This is a genomic window from Aliiroseovarius sp., from assembly GCF_965228805.1.
Classification (GTDB): domain Bacteria; phylum Pseudomonadota; class Alphaproteobacteria; order Rhodobacterales; family Rhodobacteraceae; genus JASBTN01.
The window spans coordinates 1,995,255-2,012,213 of record NZ_CBDDIE010000003.1; the positions used below are offsets into that span (position 1 = coordinate 1,995,255).

Sequence of the window (16,959 nt, forward strand, 5' to 3'; positions counted from 1 at the left end):
TTTTCTGCACCGACACCCCCGCAACCGGGCGTGTAGCCTGACAGAAGAACGAACACTCAGACAGGTCCGAGAATGGAACAGAGAAACGGCGGCAAGATCCTTGTGGAATGCCTTCAAGCCCTGGGGGCAACGACCAGTTTCGGAGTGCCCGGCGAAAGCTATCTGGCGGTGCTGGACGCGCTGCATGACACCCAGGGCGCGCTGGATTTCACCCTGTGCCGCAACGAGGGTGGCGCGGGTTTCATGGCCGCCGCCTATGGCAAGTTGACCGGCCAGCCGGGCCTGTGTTTCGTTACCCGGGGGCCGGGTGCCACCAATGCCTCGATCGGAGTTCATACGGCGATGCAGGACAGCGCGCCGATGATCCTGTTCATTGGCCAGGTGGGGCGAGACATGAAGGGGCGCGAAGCCTTTCAGGAGATCGACTATCGCGCCTATTTCGGCCCCGTGGCCAAATGGGCGACCGAGATCGACGATGTCGACCGCATCCCCGAGGTCATCGCCCGCGCCTGGATCACCGCCGTATCCGGTCGCCCCGGCCCGGTGGTCGTGGCCCTGCCCGAAGACATGCTCACGGATACATCTGCCACTCCCGCTCTCACCGGCCCCGTATCCGTGCACGAGGCCGCCCCTGCGGATGCGACCGTGGGGGCGGTGCTCGAAGCATTGGCGCAGGCCAAACGCCCGCTGATCATGATGGGCGGCGGTGGCTGGACCCCGGGAGGCAGCCAGGCCCTGCAACGTTTTGCCGAGGCGTCGGACCTGCCGGTCCTGGCCTCGTTTCGCTATCAGGATTGGTATGACAACCATTCGCAGACCTATGCGGGTGACGCAGGCGTCGGCATGACGCCGGCAACCAAGGCGCTGATGCGCGAGGCCGACCTGATCCTGGCGATCAACACGCGGTTCGGCGAGAACACCACCGACGGTTACACCCTGCTGTCCGTGCCGGTGCCCGAACAGACGCTGATCCACGTGCACCCGTCGGATCGCGAGCTGGGCAAGGTCTATCAGCCCGATCTGGCGGTGCACGCGGGCCCCAACGCCTTTGCCGAGGCGTTGGCGGCGCATGAGCTGTCCGGCGATTGGGCCGACTGGCGCGCCCAAGCCCGCGAGGGCTTCGAGGCAGGGTTCGATCTGCCCGATCTGCCCAGCCCGGTGGACATGGGCAAGGTGACGGCCTTCCTGCGCGAACGGCTGCCTGCCGACGCGGTTCTGACCAACGGGGCGGGCAACTTTACCGTCTGGCCCAACAAGTTCTTCAAATTCGGCCCGGACCAGCGCCTGCTGGCGCCGCAATCGGGCGCGATGGGCTATGGCCTGCCCGCCGCCGTCGCCGCCAAGGTGGCCTGCCCGGAGCGCACCGTGGTCTGTTTCGCGGGCGACGGCGATTTCCAGATGAACTGTCAGGAGCTCGGCACCGCCATGCAGGCAGGTGCGCAGCCCATCGTGCTGGTCCTGAACAACGGCATCTACGGCACCATCCGTATGCATCAGGAACGCACATACCCTGAGCGGACCTCGGGCACTTCGCTGGAGAACCCGGATTTCGTGATGCTGGCGCAGTCCTACGGCTATCATGCCGAACGGGTTGAAAAGACGGAAGATTTTGAGGCGGCCTTCGAACGGGCCATGATCTCGACCACTGGCGCTGTGCTGGAGTTGAACATTTCTCCCGAGGCGCTGACACCGCGCCAGACCCTCAGCCAGATGCGCGACACCGCGAAAGGAGCCATGGCATGACCACGCAAGACATTCGCCTGGGCGCTGACATCGGCGGCACCTTTACCGACATCGCGTTGGACCTGCGCGGGCAGATCTTCTCGACCAAGGTGCTGACCAACTACACCGCGCCGGAACAGGCGATCCTGGACGGGATTGCCATTGTCACGGAACAGGCCGGGATCGGCTTTGGCGACCTGGATATCATCATCCACGGCACAACGCTGGCCACCAATGCGCTGATCGAACGGCGCGGGGCCAAGACCGCTCTGATCACCACAGAGGGCTTTCGTGACGTGATCGAGATGCGGACCGAAAACCGGTTCGAGCAATATGACCTGAACCTGAAACTCCCCGCGCCGCTTATTCCGCGCCAGGACCGGTTTCCGGTCGCAGGCCGGATTGACGCGCAGGGGCGGGAGCTGCAAGCGCTGGACGAAGCGCGGCTGGAGGAGCTGGCCGAGGTGATCCGCGACGGCGGTTTCGGTGCCGTGGCCATCGGCTTCATCCATTCCTATCAGAACCCCGCGCATGAGGAACGCGCGCGCGAGATCCTGACGGCGAAGCTGCCGGGGATGCCGATCTCGATCTCCGCCGAGGTCAGCCCGCAGATGCGCGAGTTCGAACGCTTCAACACCGTCTGCGCCAATGCCTATGTGCGCCCGCAGATGGAGGACTATCTGATCCGGCTGCAGGACCGCCTGAAGGACCAGGGTGCGGCCTGTCCGGTCTTCATGATCCATTCCGGCGGCGGGTTGATCTCGGTCGAGACTGCCATCGCGTTTCCCGTGCGCCTGGTCGAAAGCGGCCCGGCGGGTGGCGCGATCTTCGCCGCTGATGTGGCCGCGCGTTTCGGGTTGGAAAAGGTCGTCAGCTACGACATGGGGGGCACCACCGCCAAGATCTGCCTCATTGAAGATTTCGAACCGCAGACTGCCCGCACCTTCGAGGTCGCGCGCACCTATCGCTTCTGCAAGGGGTCGGGCATGCCGATTTCGATCCCGGTGATCGAGATGATCGAGATCGGGGCAGGAGGCGGCTCGATCGCCTGGGTGGACGCCATGGGGCGGATCCAGACCGGGCCGGAAAGTGCGGCCTCGGAACCCGGGCCCGCCTGCTATCAGCGCGGCGGCGAACGCCCCGCGATCACCGACGCCGACGTGATGCTGGGCAAGATCGACCCGGACAATTTCGCAGGCGGCGCGATCCAGCTGTCAAAGAATGCTTCGGCCACGGCGATTGCCAGGGATGTCGGCGACAAGCTGTCGCTGGAGCCGCTGGAAGCCGCCTTCGGCATCTGCGAGGTGGTGGACGAGAACATGGCCAACGCCGCCCGCGTGCATGCGGTCGAGAACGGCAAGAACATCTCGGACAATACGATGATCGCCTTTGGCGGCGCCGCGCCGCTGCATGCCGCAAGGCTGTGCGAGAAACTGGGCGTCGATCAATGCCTGATCCCGCCGGGGGCGGGGGTCGGCTCGGCCATCGGCTTCCTCAAGGCACCATTCGGCTATGAGGCGCTGGCCTCGCGGCTGGTGCGCCTGTCCGAGTTCGATGTGGCGGCGGTGAATGCCATGCTGGGCGACCTGCGCGAGACCGCCGAAGGCTTCGTGCGCGCGGGCACCGACGGCGAGATCAAGCGCGAGGTGATCGCCTTCATGCGCTACCAGGGTCAGGGCTGGGAAATCCCCGTCGCGATCCCGGATCGCCCCCTGACCGAGGCGGATATCCACCTGATCCGCGACCGGTTCCGCGACAACTACGCCCGGTTCTTCGGCCGCGCCATCGACGGGCTGAACGGGTTGGAGATCGAGATCGTCACCTGGTCGATGAAGGCCAGCGACGTGCGTCCCGCGCCCAAGGCCGGGGCCCTGGTGACCGAGGGCGAGGCGATTGACGCGCCAGACCTGCGCGCGGTGTTCGACCCCAGCTCGGACGCTCTGCGCGACAGCGCCATTGTCCCGCGCGAGACCCTGACCGCCGGACAGCGTGTGGTGGGCCCCGCGGTGATCGTCGAACGCGAAACCTCGACCGTTGTGACCGCGCCCTTTGACGCGGTGCTGCAGGGCGACGGCACCATTCTTTTGACCCGGAAGGAGGGTTGAGCATGTCAGGTATCTCAGAAATCCGTATGCAGGTGATGTGGAACCGCCTGATCTCGGTTGTCGAGGAACAGGCGCTGACCCTGCTGCGCACCGCCTTTTCGACCTCGGTGCGCGAGGCGGGTGACCTGTCGGCGGGCGTGTTCAATCCCGAGGGGCTGATGCTGGCCCAGGCGGTGACCGGCACTCCGGGCCATGTGAACACCATGGCCGAGGCTGTGCTGCATTTCCTGGCCGAGATCCCGCGTGAAGAGATGTTCGAGGGCGACTGCTATGTCACCAACGACCCCTGGAAGGGCACCGGCCACCTGCATGACATCACCATGGTCGCGCCCTCGTTCAAGGACGGCAAGCTGGTCGCCTTCTTTGCCTGCACGGCCCATGTGGTGGACGTCGGTGGGCGCGGTTTCGGGGCCGATGGCAAGTCGGTCTACGAGGAAGGCATCCTGATCCCGATCATGAAATTCGCCGAACGTGGCGAGGTGAACCGCGACCTCATCAACATCCTGCGCAACAACGTGCGCGAGGCGAACCAGGTGGTGGGCGACTTCTATTCTCTCGCGGCGTGTAACGAGGTCGGCCACCGCCGTCTGATCGACATGATGGACGAGACCGCCATGGACAGTCTGGACGACCTGGGCGATTTCATCTTCTCGCGTTCGCGTGCCGCCACGTTGGAGCGTATCGCCGCCCTGCCGAAGGGCAGCTGGGACAACCAGATGACGGTCGATGGCTATGACGTGCCGGTCAAGTTGGCCACCACCCTGTCGGTGCGCGACGGTGAGGTGAATGTTGATTTCACTGGCACCGACGGGATCAGCAAATGGGGCATCAACTGCCCGCTGATCTATTCCAAGGCCTATGCCTGTTACGCGGTGAAATGCGTCGTGGCGCCGGATATTCCGAACAACTCGGCCTCGTTGGAGCCGTTCACCGTCACCTCGCCGGTCAACATCCTGAATGCCGAACGCCCCGCGCCGGTCAGCCTGCGCCACGTGATGGGCCACATGGTGCCCGACCTGGTGCTGGGCGCGCTGGCCAAGGCCAAGCCGGGCGAGATCATGGCCGAAGGCGCCGCCGCGTTGTGGAACATCCATATCTCGGCCCGTCCCGAGGCCGGGCGCGAGGGGCGGCGGTCCGAGGTGCTGATGTTCAATTCCGGCGGCACCGGCGCCCGGCCGGGGCTGGACGGGCTGGCGGCCACGGCGTTTCCGTCGGGCGTGCACACCATGCCGATCGAAGCAACTGAGCATACCGGCCCGATCGTCGTCTGGCGCAAGGAGCTGCGCGAGGACAGCGGCGGGGCAGGGCGCCTGCGCGGTGGTCTGGGCCAGGTGATCGAGATCGCACCCGCCGAGGGGCACGAGTTCGACTTCTCGGCCATGTTCGACCGGGTCAATCACCCGGCCCGTGGCCGCGATGGCGGCGAAGACGGCGCGCCCGGTGTGGTGGAACTCTGCGACGGTACGAAACTGCGCCCCAAGGGCTGGCAGCACGTGCCCGCCGGTAAGCGTCTGATCCTGAAAGCTCCCGGTGGCGGTGGTTTCGGCCCGGCCAGCGAACGTGATGAAGAGGCCCGCGCGGATGACCGCCTGAAGGGCTATGTAAGCGAAGAGAAATGACCATGCTCGCAGACCGAATGTCAGTGGTGAAACCGTCCCCGTCGATGGCTGTTTCCCAGGCCGCCAAGGCGCTGGCCGCCCAGGGGATCGAGGTTGCGGACCTGGGGCTGGGAGAGCCCGATTTCAACACGCCCTCCCATGTGATCGAGGCCGCCCACCAGGCGGCGCTGGCGGGCGACACCCGTTACACCGCAACCGGTGGCGCGCCCGCGACTAAGGCGGCGGTCTGCAAAAAATTCCGGCGGGAGAACGGGCTGGAGTTCTCGGCCGACGAGGTGGTCGTGGCCAATGGCGCCAAGCAGATCATCTTCAACGCGCTGATGGCGACGCTGGAGGAAGGCGACGAGGTGATCCTGGCCGCGCCCTATTTCGTCTCCTACCCCGACATGGCGCTGATGCTGGGCGGTAGGCCCGTGGTGGTGGAATGCGCGCGGGAAGACGGGTTCAAACTGACCCCCGAGGCGCTGGCCGCGGCGATCACGCCCAAATCGAAATGGCTGATCCTGAACGCGCCGGGCAACCCCTCGGGTGCGGTCTATACGGTCGAGGAATTGCAGGCGCTTGGCCGCGTGCTGGCCGATCACCCGAACCTGATGATCCTGTCCGACGAGATCTACGAACATATCGTCTTTGACGGGCGGGCGTTCACCTCTTTCGGCAAGGCCTGCCCGGAGCTGCGCGACCGCACCCTGATCGTGAACGGTGTCGCGAAAGCCTATGCCATGACCGGCTGGCGTATCGGCTATGGCGCCGGGCCCGCCGAACTGATCAAGGGCATGACCACGGTGCAGAGCCAATCGACCACCAATGCCTGTTCTGTCGCCCAGGCCGCCACCGTGGCGGCGCTGATCGGTCCGCAGGATGAGGTCGCCCGCTTCCGCGATGCCTTTGAACGCCGACGCGACCTGGTGGTCGACGGCATCAATGCCATCCCGGGACTGGCGCTCGATGCGCCGCAGGGGGCGTTTTATGCCTATGTCGACTGCTCTGGCATCATGGGCAAGACCGCGCCCGATGGCACGGTGCTGGAAACCGACCCGCAGGTGACGAAGTTCCTGCTGGACGAGGCCCGCGTGGCCGCCGTGCCCGGCGCAGCCTACGGGTTGTCGCCCTTCTTCCGCCTGTCAACCGCCACCGCCGACGAGGTTCTGACGGCGGCCATTTCCCGCATCCGCGACGCTGTCGCCCGCCTGCGCTAAGGACTGACCATGACCCAATTCAACCGTATCCTGATCACCGGCGCAGCGGGCCGTCTGGGCGCCGAGCTGCGCAGGGGGCTGGCGCCACTGGCTAAGCACATCCGCATCTCGGACCGCGTGGAAATGGCCGACGTGCAGCCGCACGAAGAAGCCATCATTTGCGAGCTGGGTGATTATGACGCCGTCATGGCCCTGACCAAAGATGTGGACGCCATCGTGCATTTCGGCGGCGCGCCGCTGGAGGTGGAGTTCGAGACCATCCTCGACAGCAATATCCGCGGCTCCTACCACATCTTCGAAGGGGCGCGGAAACATGGGGCGATGCGGGTGATCTATGCCTCGTCCGTGCATGCAATCGGCTATCACGAGGTCGGCGCGCAAATCGACGCGGACAGCCCGGTCAGGCCCGACAGCCTCTATGGCGTGTCGAAGAATTTCGTCGAGAGCCTCAGCCGCCTCTACTGGGACAAGTTTGGCATCGAAAGCCTGTGCCTGCGCATATTCTCGTCCTTTCCGGAACCGGCGGACCGGCGCATGCTGTGGAGCTGGCTCTCCTTCGCCGACTGCGTGCAATATGTCGAACGCGCGCTGACCTGCCCGCGCCTGGGCCACACCATCGGCCACGGCATTTCCGACAACCGGCTGAAGGTGGTCGATGACAGCAAGGCGGGCCATATCGGCTTCCACCCCCAGGACAGCGCCGAACCTTTCCGCGAGGCGATGGAGGCCAGGACCGAAACCCCTGATCCCAACGCGCCCGGCGTCAAGTTCATTGGCGGCTGGTTCTGCGAGCTGGGCCACCCCGATGACGAGGCAAAATGATGCAAGTTTCCTATGACGTGGTGATCGTCGGTGGCGCCGTGATCGGATCCGCCGTGGCCTATTTCCTGACCGCGAACCCGGATTTCGACGGCTCGGTCTTGATCGTGGAACGCGACCCGACCTTTGCCCAGGCCTCGACCTCGTTGAGTTCCTCTGCGATCCGCAACCAGTTCTCGAACCCGATCAACGTGCAGATCGGCCAGTTCGGCACCAAGTTCATCCGCGAGTTCGCCGAGGTGATGGAGGTGGACGGCGAAAAGCCCGACCTGAACTTCCACGAGGGCGGCTATCTGTTCCTGGCCTCGACCGACGAACAGGTGCAGATCCTGCGCGAAAACCACGTGGTGCAGAAAAGTCTGGGCGCCGATGTGGTGCTGTGGGAACCCGAACAGATCAAGGCGGCTTTCCCGCATCTGCGCGTGGATGACCTGCAACTCGCCAGCTACGGCCAGTCGGGCGAAGGGTGGTTTTCCAACACCGGCCTGATGAACGGCTTTCGCAAGAAGGCCCGCGCGCAGGGGGCGGATTACCTGGTAGACGAGGTGGTCGATATTGCCCGCGAGGGTGACCGGATCACCGGCGTGGTTCTGAAAAGCGGGCAGCGCATTGCCTGCGGCACACTGGTCAATGCCTCCGGTCCCCGGGCTGCACAGACCGCCGCCATGGCCGGGCTGACGGTGCCGGTCGAGCCGCGCAAACGCTCGCTCTTCGTGTTCGACTGCGCCAAGACGCCCGAGGGCACGGCGACGGTGAACAACGGCCGCTTGCCCTTGATGATCGACCCCTCGGGCAGTTTCTGCCGCCCGGAGGGCAAGTATTTCCTGTCCGGCACCGTGCCGACCGAAGATTTGGCGGTGGACTGGGATGATTTCGAACCCCGCCATGACGAGTTCGAGCGGATCTGGATGGACCTGGCCGAACGGTCCGAGGCTTTCGAGGCGATCAAGCTGGTGAACTTCTGGGCCGGGCATTACGCCTTCAATACGCTCGATCACAACGTCATCGCGGGACCCCATAACGAGGTGAAGAACTTCATCTTTGCCAATGGGTTCTCGGGCCACGGGTTGCAGCAATCCCCCGCCGTGGGGCGTGGCGTGGCCGAATGGATCACCTATGGTGCCTTCAAATCGCTCGACCTGACGGAAATCGGCTATGATCGGGTTGTGCGCAACGAACCCTTCCTGGAAAAGGCGGTGATCTGACCCGCCATCACCTGGTTGAACTCATGACCGAAAACCGTCTCCGCCTGCCTCCGTTGAACGCGCTGAAAGCGTTCCATGCCGCTGCGCGTCATGCGTCGATCCGGGGCGCGGCGGATGAGCTGTTGGTCACACCTCAGGCGGTCAGCCAGCAGATCAAGCTGCTGGAGGACACGTTGCAGGTAAAACTGTTCGAACGGCGCGGGCGGTCGATCGAACCGACCGAGGCGGCGATCCTGTTGGCGCGTTACGTGGACGCCGGGTTCGAGGAGTTGGCCGAGGGCGTGCGCCGGGTCACCAACCGCAAGTACAAGGACCGCATCACGCTGAACGTCTCGCCCTATTTCGCCACGCGCTACCTGCTGCCGCAGCTTGAGACCTTTCGTGAATTCGTGCCGCAATCGGACCTGCGCATGACCACCATGGTCGAGACGCCGGACTTCGCCCGCGATGACATCGACGTGGCGGTGCAATGGGGCTATGGCAACTGGGGCGATTTGGAGGCGACGCTGCTTTTGAAGGATCACAAGGTGATCTGTTGCGCGCCGGAAGTGGCCGAGAAGGTCAAGGCGCCTAAGGACCTGCTGGGCCAGACCCTGCTGCATCCGGTGCTGCAGAACACGCTCTGGTCGGACATCCTGCGGTTTCTGGGGCTGGACCTGCCCGAAACGACCTCGGAAATCGCCTTTCATGATGCCGCCACCATGCGTCGCGCGACCCTGTCGGGCATGGGCATGGGGCTGGTGTCACGGGCCGACGCGCTGAAGGACATCCGTTCGGGCGACCTGGTGGCACCCCTGGGCGTTGAGCTGATCCGCGACATGCCCGACGCGCAGGTGCCCGGCTTCTACCTGGTTCTGCCACGCGCGCATCGGCGGGTCAGCGGGGTCGCGAATTTCTGCGATTGGGTAACGGCACAGGATTGGGAGGGAACCGCCACATGAGCGATGCCATTTCGGCAATTGTGACCGGCGCGGCCTCGGGTATCGGCGCGGCCGTGGTGCGGCGCCTGGCGATGCCGGGCGCGCGGCTGACCCTGCACACCCGCCATAGTGAGGCCCGCCTGCAAGCTGTGGCCGAAGCCGCCCGCACCGCTGGGGCCCATGTCGACTATGTGCTGGGCGATCTGGCTGATCCCGAGGTCGCTCCCCGGCTTGTCGCTAGCCATCAGGCGCGGTTCGGTAGTCTGGACGCGCTGGTGGCAAACGCCGGTTTCCCGCTGCTCACCGCCTTGGAGGATATGACACCTCAGGACGTCGACTATGCCTTTCGTGGCAACAGCCAGAGCCTGTTCGCCCTGGCCCAGGCCTGCCTGCCGCTGCTGCGCGGTTCCGAACGGGGACGTATCGTTACCCTGGGCAGTTTCACCGCCCATGTGTTTCGCACGGATATGCCGCAGTTTCCCGCCTCTGCCGCGTCGAAGGGCGCGGTCGAAGTGGCCACACGAAGCCTGTCGCTGGCGCTGGCCAAGGATGGGATCACCGTGAACTGCGTCGTGCCCGGCTACATCCGCAAGGACGCGGGTACGGCGGACGGGCTGGACGCGGTCACCCTGGCCGAGATCGAAGGCCGCATTCCCCTGGCCCGGCTTGGCACGCCCGAGGACGTGGCCCATGCGATCTGTTTTCTACTGGGGGTCGAAGCCGGTTACATGACCGGCCAGGTGCTGCACGTAAACGGCGGGTTGATCTGAGCCGGAACCCGTTCTGGGGCAACAGTATCACTATCGCACCGAATGTCAGGTCATCCATCGCGGTGACCTCGCGAACGTTCAGCTGGATCAACTCGAAGAGGGCATCGGGGTCCGGAGCGTTCCCTTCACGGGCAGTTAAGAGGGGCCTCGACGCGAGTATGTGTGCACCTTTATCACTTTGGAAATAAACCACTATTGCGCTTCGATGGCGGAACTTGCGCAATCCGCGCAGATATCATTTCCCAGTATATACGGTAGCGTATGCTTGGGCGGGCATGGTGCAATTAAATGGTAAACAATAATTATCAATAGATATTTTTGAGTAAATCTTTTTGAGTGGATTTTGGAATCGTTTAACAACGCAAAAACGCGAACAAGCTCGGAAGGCAAAAGCGATGCTGAACGAAATCTCGGAATTCAAGGTCGTCCTCGGAGTGATCGGCGCCGACTGCCACGCCGTTGGGAACAAGATCCTGACCACGGTGCTGACCGGCCAGGGGATCGAGGTCGAGAACCTCGGTGTCATGGTCAGCCAGGAGGAGTTCATCTCTGCTGCGATCGAGGGCGGGGCGGACGCCATCCTGGTCTCGTCGATCTACGGCCATGGCGAAATCGATTGCCAGGATTTCCGCGCCCGGTGTGAGGAACGCGGGCTGGACAACATCATCCTCTATGTTGGCGGCAACCTGGTGATCGGCAAACGCGACTTCGCCTCGGTCGAGGCGCAGTTCAAGGCGATGGGGTTCGACCGGGTGTTCAAGCCCAGCGTGGACCTGGATGCCGTGTGCCAGATGCTCAAGGACGATATCCGCGCCAAACGTCCGGCAGCGTATGGTCACAACTCCGCCGGTATGTGGAGCCAAGCCGCCGTCTACGACAAGACTTCCTGACACTACCGACAACCTGACGAAGCGACCCGGTGCCCATGGCACCGGCCCGAGAGGGATGGGCCCATGCTGGATGCAATGGACATATCGAACACCCGCCTGGACCGCACCACGGTCGAGGCCGAACGCGCCGAGGTTCTGAACACCTGGCGCACCGGGGCAGAGGCCTGTTTCAAACGGGGCACCGCGCTGCAAACTGCCCTGCCGGAGGAGAAACGCTTCTCTGCCGCCTTGGCCCGGGCCGAGGCCGAGGGTCAGACGCTCTTGCAGCCACGCGCCGGTGTGGCGCTGCTGCGTGAACATACCGAGCTGTTGAACGGGCTTGCGCCTTACTGCGACGTGCTGCCGACCACCGTGGATGCCTACACCCGCCACAACCGCTACGCCGAGGCGCAGGCGGGCATCGACCGCTCGCGCGCGGCAGGCACCTCTTTGCTGAACGGCTTTCCAGCGGTGAACCACGGGGTCGATGGATGCCGCCGCCTGATCGAGGACCTGCCCAAACCCGTACAGGTGCGCCACGGCACGCCGGACGCGCGGCTGATGGCGGAGATCACCCTGGCCGCCGGGTTCACCAGCTACGAGGGCGGCGGGATCAGCTACAACATCCCCTATGCCAAGAAGGTGCCGCTGGCGCAATCGATCCGACATTGGCAGTACTGTGACCGGCTGGTGGGGCTTTACGAGGAAGCGGGCATTCGCATCAACCGCGAGCCCTTCGGCCCCCTGACCGGCACGCTGGTGCCGCCCTTCGTCAGCCACGTGGTTGCGATTCTGGAAGGATTGCTGGCGCTGGAGCAGGGGGTGAAATGCATTACCCTCGGCTACGGCCAGGCAGGCAATATGGCGCAGGATATTGCCGCTCTGCGCAGTCTACGCAAGGTGGCGCATCACTACTTCCTGGCCGCGGGCCACGAGGATTACCAGCTGACCACGGTGTTCCACCAGTGGATGGGAGGTTTCCCCGAGGATGAAGCCAAGGCCACCGCCGTGATCTGCCTTGGGGCGATGGCCGCGAAATACGCTCGCGCAACCAAGATCATCGTGAAAACCCCGCATGAGGCCAGCGGCATCCCCACACTGGAGGCCAACCAGGCGGGCCTGCTGGCGACGCGGCAAATGGTCAATATGGTCTCGGATCAGGGCCAGATGAACACGACCGAGATCGCCCAGGAGGTCGAGATGATCGAGGCCGAGGTTCACGCGGTCATGCGTCGGATTCTGAAACTGGGGCAAGGCGACATTGCGCGCGGCGCGGTGTTGGCCTTCGAGGCGGGCGTGATGGACGTGCCCTTCGCCCCCGCCGCCGCCAATGCCGGGCGCCTGACCCCGGTGCGCGACAATTTTGGCGCCATTCGCGTGTTCGATCAGGGCGACGTGCCGCTGCCCGCCGATGTGATCGCCTTTCACCGCGACAAGATCGCCGAACGGGCCCGGGCCGAGGGGCGCGAAGCATCGTTCAACATGGTGGTGGATGATGTGAACGCCATTTCCGCCAGCAAACTCATCGGGCGGCCGAGCGTGGCCCCTTCCAAGACCTGAGACAGACAGATGAAGATCAGAAACATCACCTTCTCGCCCGGCTTCGCCGCCTTCTATTTCGACGATCAAAGCGCCATCAAGGCGGGGGCGAAGCAGGACGGGTTCACCTACCTGGGCGAGGCCGCAACGGATGGTTTCGAGCAGATCCGCCAGCGCGGCGAGAGCATCTCGATCCTGCTGGAACTTGAAAACGGCCAGATCGCCGAGGGTGACTGTTCTGCTGTGCAATATTCCGGCGCCGCCGGGCGCGACCCGCTGTTTACCGCCGCGCGGTTCATTCCCTATCTGCAGGCCCATGTTGCGCCGCTGTTGATCGGGCGCGATATCGACTGTTTCCGCGAGACCGCCGCGTTTTTCGATACGCTGGAGGTCGAGGGCACCCGTCTGCACACCGCCATCCGCTACGGGCTCAGCCAGGCGTTGCTGGACGCTGCCGCCAAGGCCACCGGGCGGCTGAAGGTCGAAGTGATTTGCGCCGAATATGACCTGCCGTTGATCACGGAGCCGCTGGCCCTGTTCGGCCAAAGCGGCGATGATCGTTACGGTGCGGTGGACAAGATGGTGTTGAAACGGGTCGATGCGCTGCCCCACGGGCTGATCAACAACGTGCAGACCAAGCTGGGCGAGAACGGCGGCAAGCTGAAGGAATATGTCACCTGGCTGACCGGCCGCATCCAGACCCTGCGCCCGGATGCGAGCTACACCCCCGAACTGCATATCGACGTCTATGGCACCATCGGGCTGATTTTTGACAATGACCCAGCGCGGATCGCCGATTACCTCTGCGTGCTGGAACGCCGCGCGGCGCCCTTTCAGCTGTCCATCGAAGGACCTGCGGATGCGGGATCGAAAGAGGGGCAGATCGCTCTGCTGGGCCAGATCAAATCGGCGCTGGCGGCGCGTGGAAGCTCCGTGCGCATCGTCGCGGATGAATGGTGCAACACGCTGGAAGACGTCATTGACTTCGTTGATGCCGACTGCTGCGACATGGTGCAGATCAAGACGCCGGACCTGGGCAGCCTGCACAATACGATCGAAGCGGTTTTGTACTGCAAATCCAAGGGTGTGGCGGCCTACCAGGGCGGCACTTGCAACGAGACCGATATCTCCGCCCGCGCCTGTGTCAACGTGGCCCAGGCCACCCGGCCGGAACGGGTTCTGGTCAAACCCGGCATGGGGTTCGACGAGGGCATGACCATCGTCGCCAATGAAATGCACCGCAACCTGGCCCTTCTGTCAGCACGAAAGGCGGCTTGAGATGAGTGACTACGTGAAACCCTACGAAGGCCTGACCGTTGTTTCTCTGGAACAGGCGGTGGCGGCGCCGCTCGCGTCCTGCCACTTCGCCCAGGGCGGCGCGCGGGTGATCAAGATCGAGCGCGACAGCGGCGATTTTGCGCGCAAATATGACCAGGCGGTGAAGGGCTCGGCCTCGTATTTCGTGTGGGCCAACCACGGCAAGGAGAGCCTGTGTCTGGACATCAAGGATCCGGGCGATGCGGCGCTGTTGCACCGGATCCTGGATACGGCGGATGTGTTCATCCAGAACCTCGCGCCGGGCGCCATTGGTCGGGCCGGGTTCGGATCGGAGGTGTTGCGCGCCCGCAATCCGCGCCTGATCACCTGTGATATCTCGGGCTATGGCGAGGCGGGCAGCTATCAGGATATGAAGGCCTATGACTTCCTGGTGCAATGCGAAAGCGGGCTGGTGGCGGTCAATGGCGCGCCGGGGGCGCCGGGGCGAATTGGTGTGTCGGTCTGTGACATTGGTGCCAGCATGAACGCGATCATCGGCATTCAGAAGGCCTTGGTCGCACGCGAACGCACGGGGCAGGGGAGCGCGGTCAAGGTGTCCCTGTTCGACACCGCTGCCGACTGGATGACCGTGCCCTTGATGCACACGGTCTATGCGGGCAAGGCGCCGCAGCCGGTTGGGCTGCACCACCCGTCCATTGCGCCCTATGGCGGGTTTGAAACCTCGGATGGCGAGGTGTTGGCGATCTCGATCCAGAACGAACGGGAGTGGAAACGACTCTGCGCCGAGGTCTTTGGCCAGCCCGATCTGGCTGCGGATGCACGCTTCAGTGATGCCGCCAGGCGCGTGGAAAACCGCGCGACGCTGGATGCCATCGTGGCCGGGTTTTTTCTGACCAAGACCCGCGCCGAGCTGGAACCGATGCTGCGTGCCGCCGCCATCGCCTATGGCGCGGTGAACTCGGTCGAGACCTTCGCAGACCACCCGCAACTGCGCCGTACCCCGGTGACGCTGGAAAATGGCGAGACCGCCCATTTGGTCGCTGCCCCGGTGCAGCACAGTTTCGAACCCGCTGAACCGGAGTTCGGCCGGGTGCCTGCGCTGGGCGAGCATTCGGCGGCGATCCGGGCGGAGTTCGCGGATTGCGCGGTGCTGGCCTCATGATCCGGTCGTATCTGTTTACCCCCGCGCATCAGGAGAAGCTGGTGGCCCGCGCCCATGAACGCGGCGCGGATGCGGTGTTGCTGGATCTGGAAGACAGCGTGCCCCTGGCGAACAAAGCTGAGGCGCGGGAGGCGTTGGCGGGCAGCGTGGCGCAGCTGCACGGGAAGGGCGTCCATGTGGTTGTACGGGTGAACCGTGATCTTCTAGGCTGCGCCTCGGATCTGGAGGCTGCAGTCCTGGCAGGCGTTGATGCGGTCATGCTGCCCAAGGTAGTTGGTCCCGACCATGTGGCGCTGGTCGATGAATGCCTGTCCGCTTGTGAACGGGCGGCGGGGAGGGCGGATCGCTCTGTCGGGCTGATTGCGCTGATCGAAACCCCGGCGGCGCTGCTGAAAGCGCCCGAGATCGCCGCCACCCCACGCCTGACCGCGCTGGCGCTGGGCACCGAGGATTTCGCCACGGAGTGCGGGTTCGCGCCCGCGCCGGAGAACCTTTTCGCCCCGGCGCAGCAGCTGATCCTGGCCGCCCGCGCCGCCGGGGTTCAGGCCGTCGGTCTGCCCGGATCTATCGCGGAAATCCGCGACATGGCGCGGTTTGCGGCCACCGCCCGACAGGCTAAAAACATGGGCTTTGATGGGGTGCTCTGCATCCATCCGAAACAGGTGGCCGAGGTCAACGCGGCCTTCGCCGTGAGCGAAGAGGAACGCGCGCAGGCCGCGCGGATCATGGCGGCCTTCGACCAGGCCCTGGCCGAGAACTGCGCGGCGGTGGAGCTGGACGGAAAGATGATCGACCCGCCCATCGTGGCCCGCGCCCAGGCTCTGCTGGCTACGCCAGGTCGCCGAAAAAGCCCTGCATGAAGCCCGGACCCTCGTCCTTGACGTACTGACGGAAGGCGCGGGCGGCAGGCGACAGGTTCTTGCCACTCAGGTGCAACACGAACCAGTCGCGGTTCTCCGGCATGCCGGTCACGTCCAGCACGGTCAGCTTGCCTGCCCCCTGTTCTAGCGCGATCGTATGGGCGGACAAAAATGCCATGCCCATGCCCGCCATCACCGCCTGTTTGATGTTGGCGTTACTATCCATTTCCTGCGCGCGGGGCAGGTCGAGCCCTGCGGCCTCGAAGAAATGGTCATGCACCATGCGCGTGCCCGAGCCAGGTTCGCGCACGATGAAGCGATGCGCCGACAGGTCGGCGCGGCGGATGCGGGTAAACCGGGTCAGCGGATGGTCCGGATGGGCGATCAGCACATAGGGGTGGTTGGCAAAGCGCACCGCCTCGACCTCGAACCGGCGCGGCATCCGGCCCATCAGCGCCAGGTCGACCTCGCCATGTTCCAGCTGCGCGATCACGCCTTGCCGGTTGGCGATGGTGAACTCGACCTTGGTGCCCGGGTGCTGCTGCTTGAAGGCCTGCACCAGGTGCGGGCCGAAGTTGCGCGCGGTCGAGACCATGGCGACGCGCACCAGGTTGTCCAGCCGCCCCTGCAGGGCGCGAATGACCTCGACCCCTTCGCGCACGGTCTCGGTCGCGCGTTCCGCATAGGGCATCAGCGCCGTGGCCGCCGCGGTCGGCTGGATCGACCGCCCGTCCTTTTCAAACAGCGGCGCGCCCAGTTCTTCGCTGAGCCGTGTCATCTGCATCGACACTGCGGGTGGGGTCAGGCCCAGCTGCTCGGCTGCGCGGATGAAGTTGCGATGTTCCACCGCGGCCAGGAAGATTTCCAACTGGCGCAGGGTGATCTTGGACAT

14 protein-coding genes are annotated in these 16,959 nt (G+C 64.5%); 13 read left to right on the forward strand and 1 reads right to left on the reverse strand.

Annotated features, from left to right (window positions below; translation table 11 throughout):
• Window positions 1-72 precede the first annotated feature (72 nt).
• The 13 genes from ACO07D_RS10945 to ACO07D_RS11005 all read left to right on the forward strand — a co-directional run bounded on the left by ACO07D_RS10945 (window position 73) and on the right by ACO07D_RS11005 (window position 16,067).
• Complete coding sequence (locus tag ACO07D_RS10945) at window positions 73-1,743, forward strand: thiamine pyrophosphate-binding protein (RefSeq protein WP_421702975.1); 1,671 nt, start codon at window positions 73-75, stop codon at window positions 1,741-1,743.
• Window positions 1,740-3,827 carry a hydantoinase/oxoprolinase family protein gene (locus ACO07D_RS10950; protein ID WP_421702976.1) on the forward strand — a complete coding sequence of 696 codons (2,088 nt, stop codon included), beginning with the start codon at window positions 1,740-1,742 and terminating at the stop codon, window positions 3,825-3,827. The genes ACO07D_RS10945 and ACO07D_RS10950 overlap by 4 nt, the downstream gene beginning before the upstream one ends.
• Before the next feature lie 2 nt (window positions 3,828-3,829).
• Window positions 3,830-5,446: a hydantoinase B/oxoprolinase family protein gene (locus ACO07D_RS10955; protein WP_421702977.1), complete on the forward strand. Its 1,617-nt coding sequence runs from the start codon at window positions 3,830-3,832 to the stop codon at window positions 5,444-5,446.
• On the forward strand, window positions 5,443-6,645 hold the full coding sequence (locus ACO07D_RS10960; protein ID WP_421702978.1) for a pyridoxal phosphate-dependent aminotransferase: 1,203 nt from the start codon (window positions 5,443-5,445) through the stop codon (window positions 6,643-6,645). The genes ACO07D_RS10955 and ACO07D_RS10960 overlap by 4 nt, the downstream gene beginning before the upstream one ends.
• Window positions 6,646-6,654: 9 nt before the next feature.
• Window positions 6,655-7,467, forward strand: coding sequence for an NAD-dependent epimerase/dehydratase family protein (locus ACO07D_RS10965; RefSeq protein ID WP_421702979.1), 813 nt, complete (start codon window positions 6,655-6,657; stop codon window positions 7,465-7,467).
• Window positions 7,464-8,669 carry an NAD(P)/FAD-dependent oxidoreductase gene (locus ACO07D_RS10970; RefSeq protein ID WP_421702980.1) on the forward strand — a complete coding sequence of 402 codons (1,206 nt, stop codon included), beginning with the start codon at window positions 7,464-7,466 and terminating at the stop codon, window positions 8,667-8,669. The genes ACO07D_RS10965 and ACO07D_RS10970 overlap by 4 nt, the downstream gene beginning before the upstream one ends.
• A 23-nt stretch (window positions 8,670-8,692) precedes the next feature.
• On the forward strand, window positions 8,693-9,610 hold the full coding sequence (locus ACO07D_RS10975) for a LysR substrate-binding domain-containing protein (RefSeq protein ID WP_421702981.1): 918 nt from the start codon (window positions 8,693-8,695) through the stop codon (window positions 9,608-9,610).
• A complete protein-coding gene (locus ACO07D_RS10980) occupies window positions 9,607-10,359 on the forward strand; it encodes an SDR family NAD(P)-dependent oxidoreductase (RefSeq protein WP_421702982.1) in 753 nt (250 codons plus the stop codon). The genes ACO07D_RS10975 and ACO07D_RS10980 overlap by 4 nt, the downstream gene beginning before the upstream one ends.
• 395 nt (window positions 10,360-10,754) lie before the next feature.
• A complete protein-coding gene (gene glmS / locus ACO07D_RS10985; protein ID WP_421702983.1) occupies window positions 10,755-11,249 on the forward strand; it encodes a methylaspartate mutase subunit S in 495 nt (164 codons plus the stop codon).
• A 63-nt stretch (window positions 11,250-11,312) separates the two neighbouring features.
• Entirely contained in the window at window positions 11,313-12,788 is a 1,476-nt protein-coding gene (locus ACO07D_RS10990) for a methylaspartate mutase subunit E (protein WP_421702984.1), read from the forward strand.
• A gap of 9 nt (window positions 12,789-12,797) precedes the next feature.
• The gene (locus tag ACO07D_RS10995) at window positions 12,798-14,045 is read left to right on the forward strand and encodes a methylaspartate ammonia-lyase (protein ID WP_421702985.1); all 1,248 of its coding nucleotides are present in this window, start codon (window positions 12,798-12,800) and stop codon (window positions 14,043-14,045) included.
• Between the two features lies 1 nt (window position 14,046).
• Entirely contained in the window at window positions 14,047-15,207 is a 1,161-nt protein-coding gene (locus tag ACO07D_RS11000; protein ID WP_421702986.1) for a CaiB/BaiF CoA transferase family protein, read from the forward strand.
• Window positions 15,204-16,067, forward strand: coding sequence for an HpcH/HpaI aldolase/citrate lyase family protein (locus tag ACO07D_RS11005; protein ID WP_421702987.1), 864 nt, complete (start codon window positions 15,204-15,206; stop codon window positions 16,065-16,067). Before ACO07D_RS11000 ends, ACO07D_RS11005 begins: the two co-directional genes overlap by 4 nt.
• On the opposite strand, the gene ACO07D_RS11010 is transcribed toward ACO07D_RS11005, so the two are convergent.
• Window positions 16,036-16,959, reverse strand: a complete 924-nt coding sequence (locus tag ACO07D_RS11010) for a LysR family transcriptional regulator (protein ID WP_421702988.1) — start codon at window positions 16,957-16,959, stop codon at window positions 16,036-16,038. The genes ACO07D_RS11005 and ACO07D_RS11010 overlap by 32 nt on opposite strands.

Bases quoted from the DNA above. Each gene is read 5' to 3' on its own strand.
- ACO07D_RS10945 (WP_421702975.1), top strand. From the start codon at position 73: ATGGAACAGAGAAACGGCGGCAAGATCCTTGTGGAATGCCTTCAAGCC.
- ACO07D_RS10950 (WP_421702976.1), top strand. From the start codon at position 1,740: ATGACCACGCAAGACATTCGCCTGGGCGCTGACATCGGCGGCACCTTT.
- ACO07D_RS10955 (WP_421702977.1), top strand. From the start codon at position 3,830: ATGTCAGGTATCTCAGAAATCCGTATGCAGGTGATGTGGAACCGCCTG.
- ACO07D_RS10960 (WP_421702978.1), top strand. From the start codon at position 5,443: ATGACCATGCTCGCAGACCGAATGTCAGTGGTGAAACCGTCCCCGTCG.
- ACO07D_RS10965 (WP_421702979.1), top strand. From the start codon at position 6,655: ATGACCCAATTCAACCGTATCCTGATCACCGGCGCAGCGGGCCGTCTG.
- ACO07D_RS10970 (WP_421702980.1), top strand. From the start codon at position 7,464: ATGATGCAAGTTTCCTATGACGTGGTGATCGTCGGTGGCGCCGTGATC.
- ACO07D_RS10975 (WP_421702981.1), top strand. From the start codon at position 8,693: ATGACCGAAAACCGTCTCCGCCTGCCTCCGTTGAACGCGCTGAAAGCG.
- ACO07D_RS10980 (WP_421702982.1), top strand. From the start codon at position 9,607: ATGAGCGATGCCATTTCGGCAATTGTGACCGGCGCGGCCTCGGGTATC.
- glmS (WP_421702983.1), top strand. From the start codon at position 10,755: ATGCTGAACGAAATCTCGGAATTCAAGGTCGTCCTCGGAGTGATCGGC.
- ACO07D_RS10990 (WP_421702984.1), top strand. From the start codon at position 11,313: ATGCTGGATGCAATGGACATATCGAACACCCGCCTGGACCGCACCACG.
- ACO07D_RS10995 (WP_421702985.1), top strand. From the start codon at position 12,798: ATGAAGATCAGAAACATCACCTTCTCGCCCGGCTTCGCCGCCTTCTAT.
- ACO07D_RS11000 (WP_421702986.1), top strand. From the start codon at position 14,047: ATGAGTGACTACGTGAAACCCTACGAAGGCCTGACCGTTGTTTCTCTG.
- ACO07D_RS11005 (WP_421702987.1), top strand. From the start codon at position 15,204: ATGATCCGGTCGTATCTGTTTACCCCCGCGCATCAGGAGAAGCTGGTG.
- ACO07D_RS11010 (WP_421702988.1), bottom strand. From the start codon at position 16,959: ATGTCCAAGATCACCCTGCGCCAGTTGGAAATCTTCCTGGCCGCGGTG.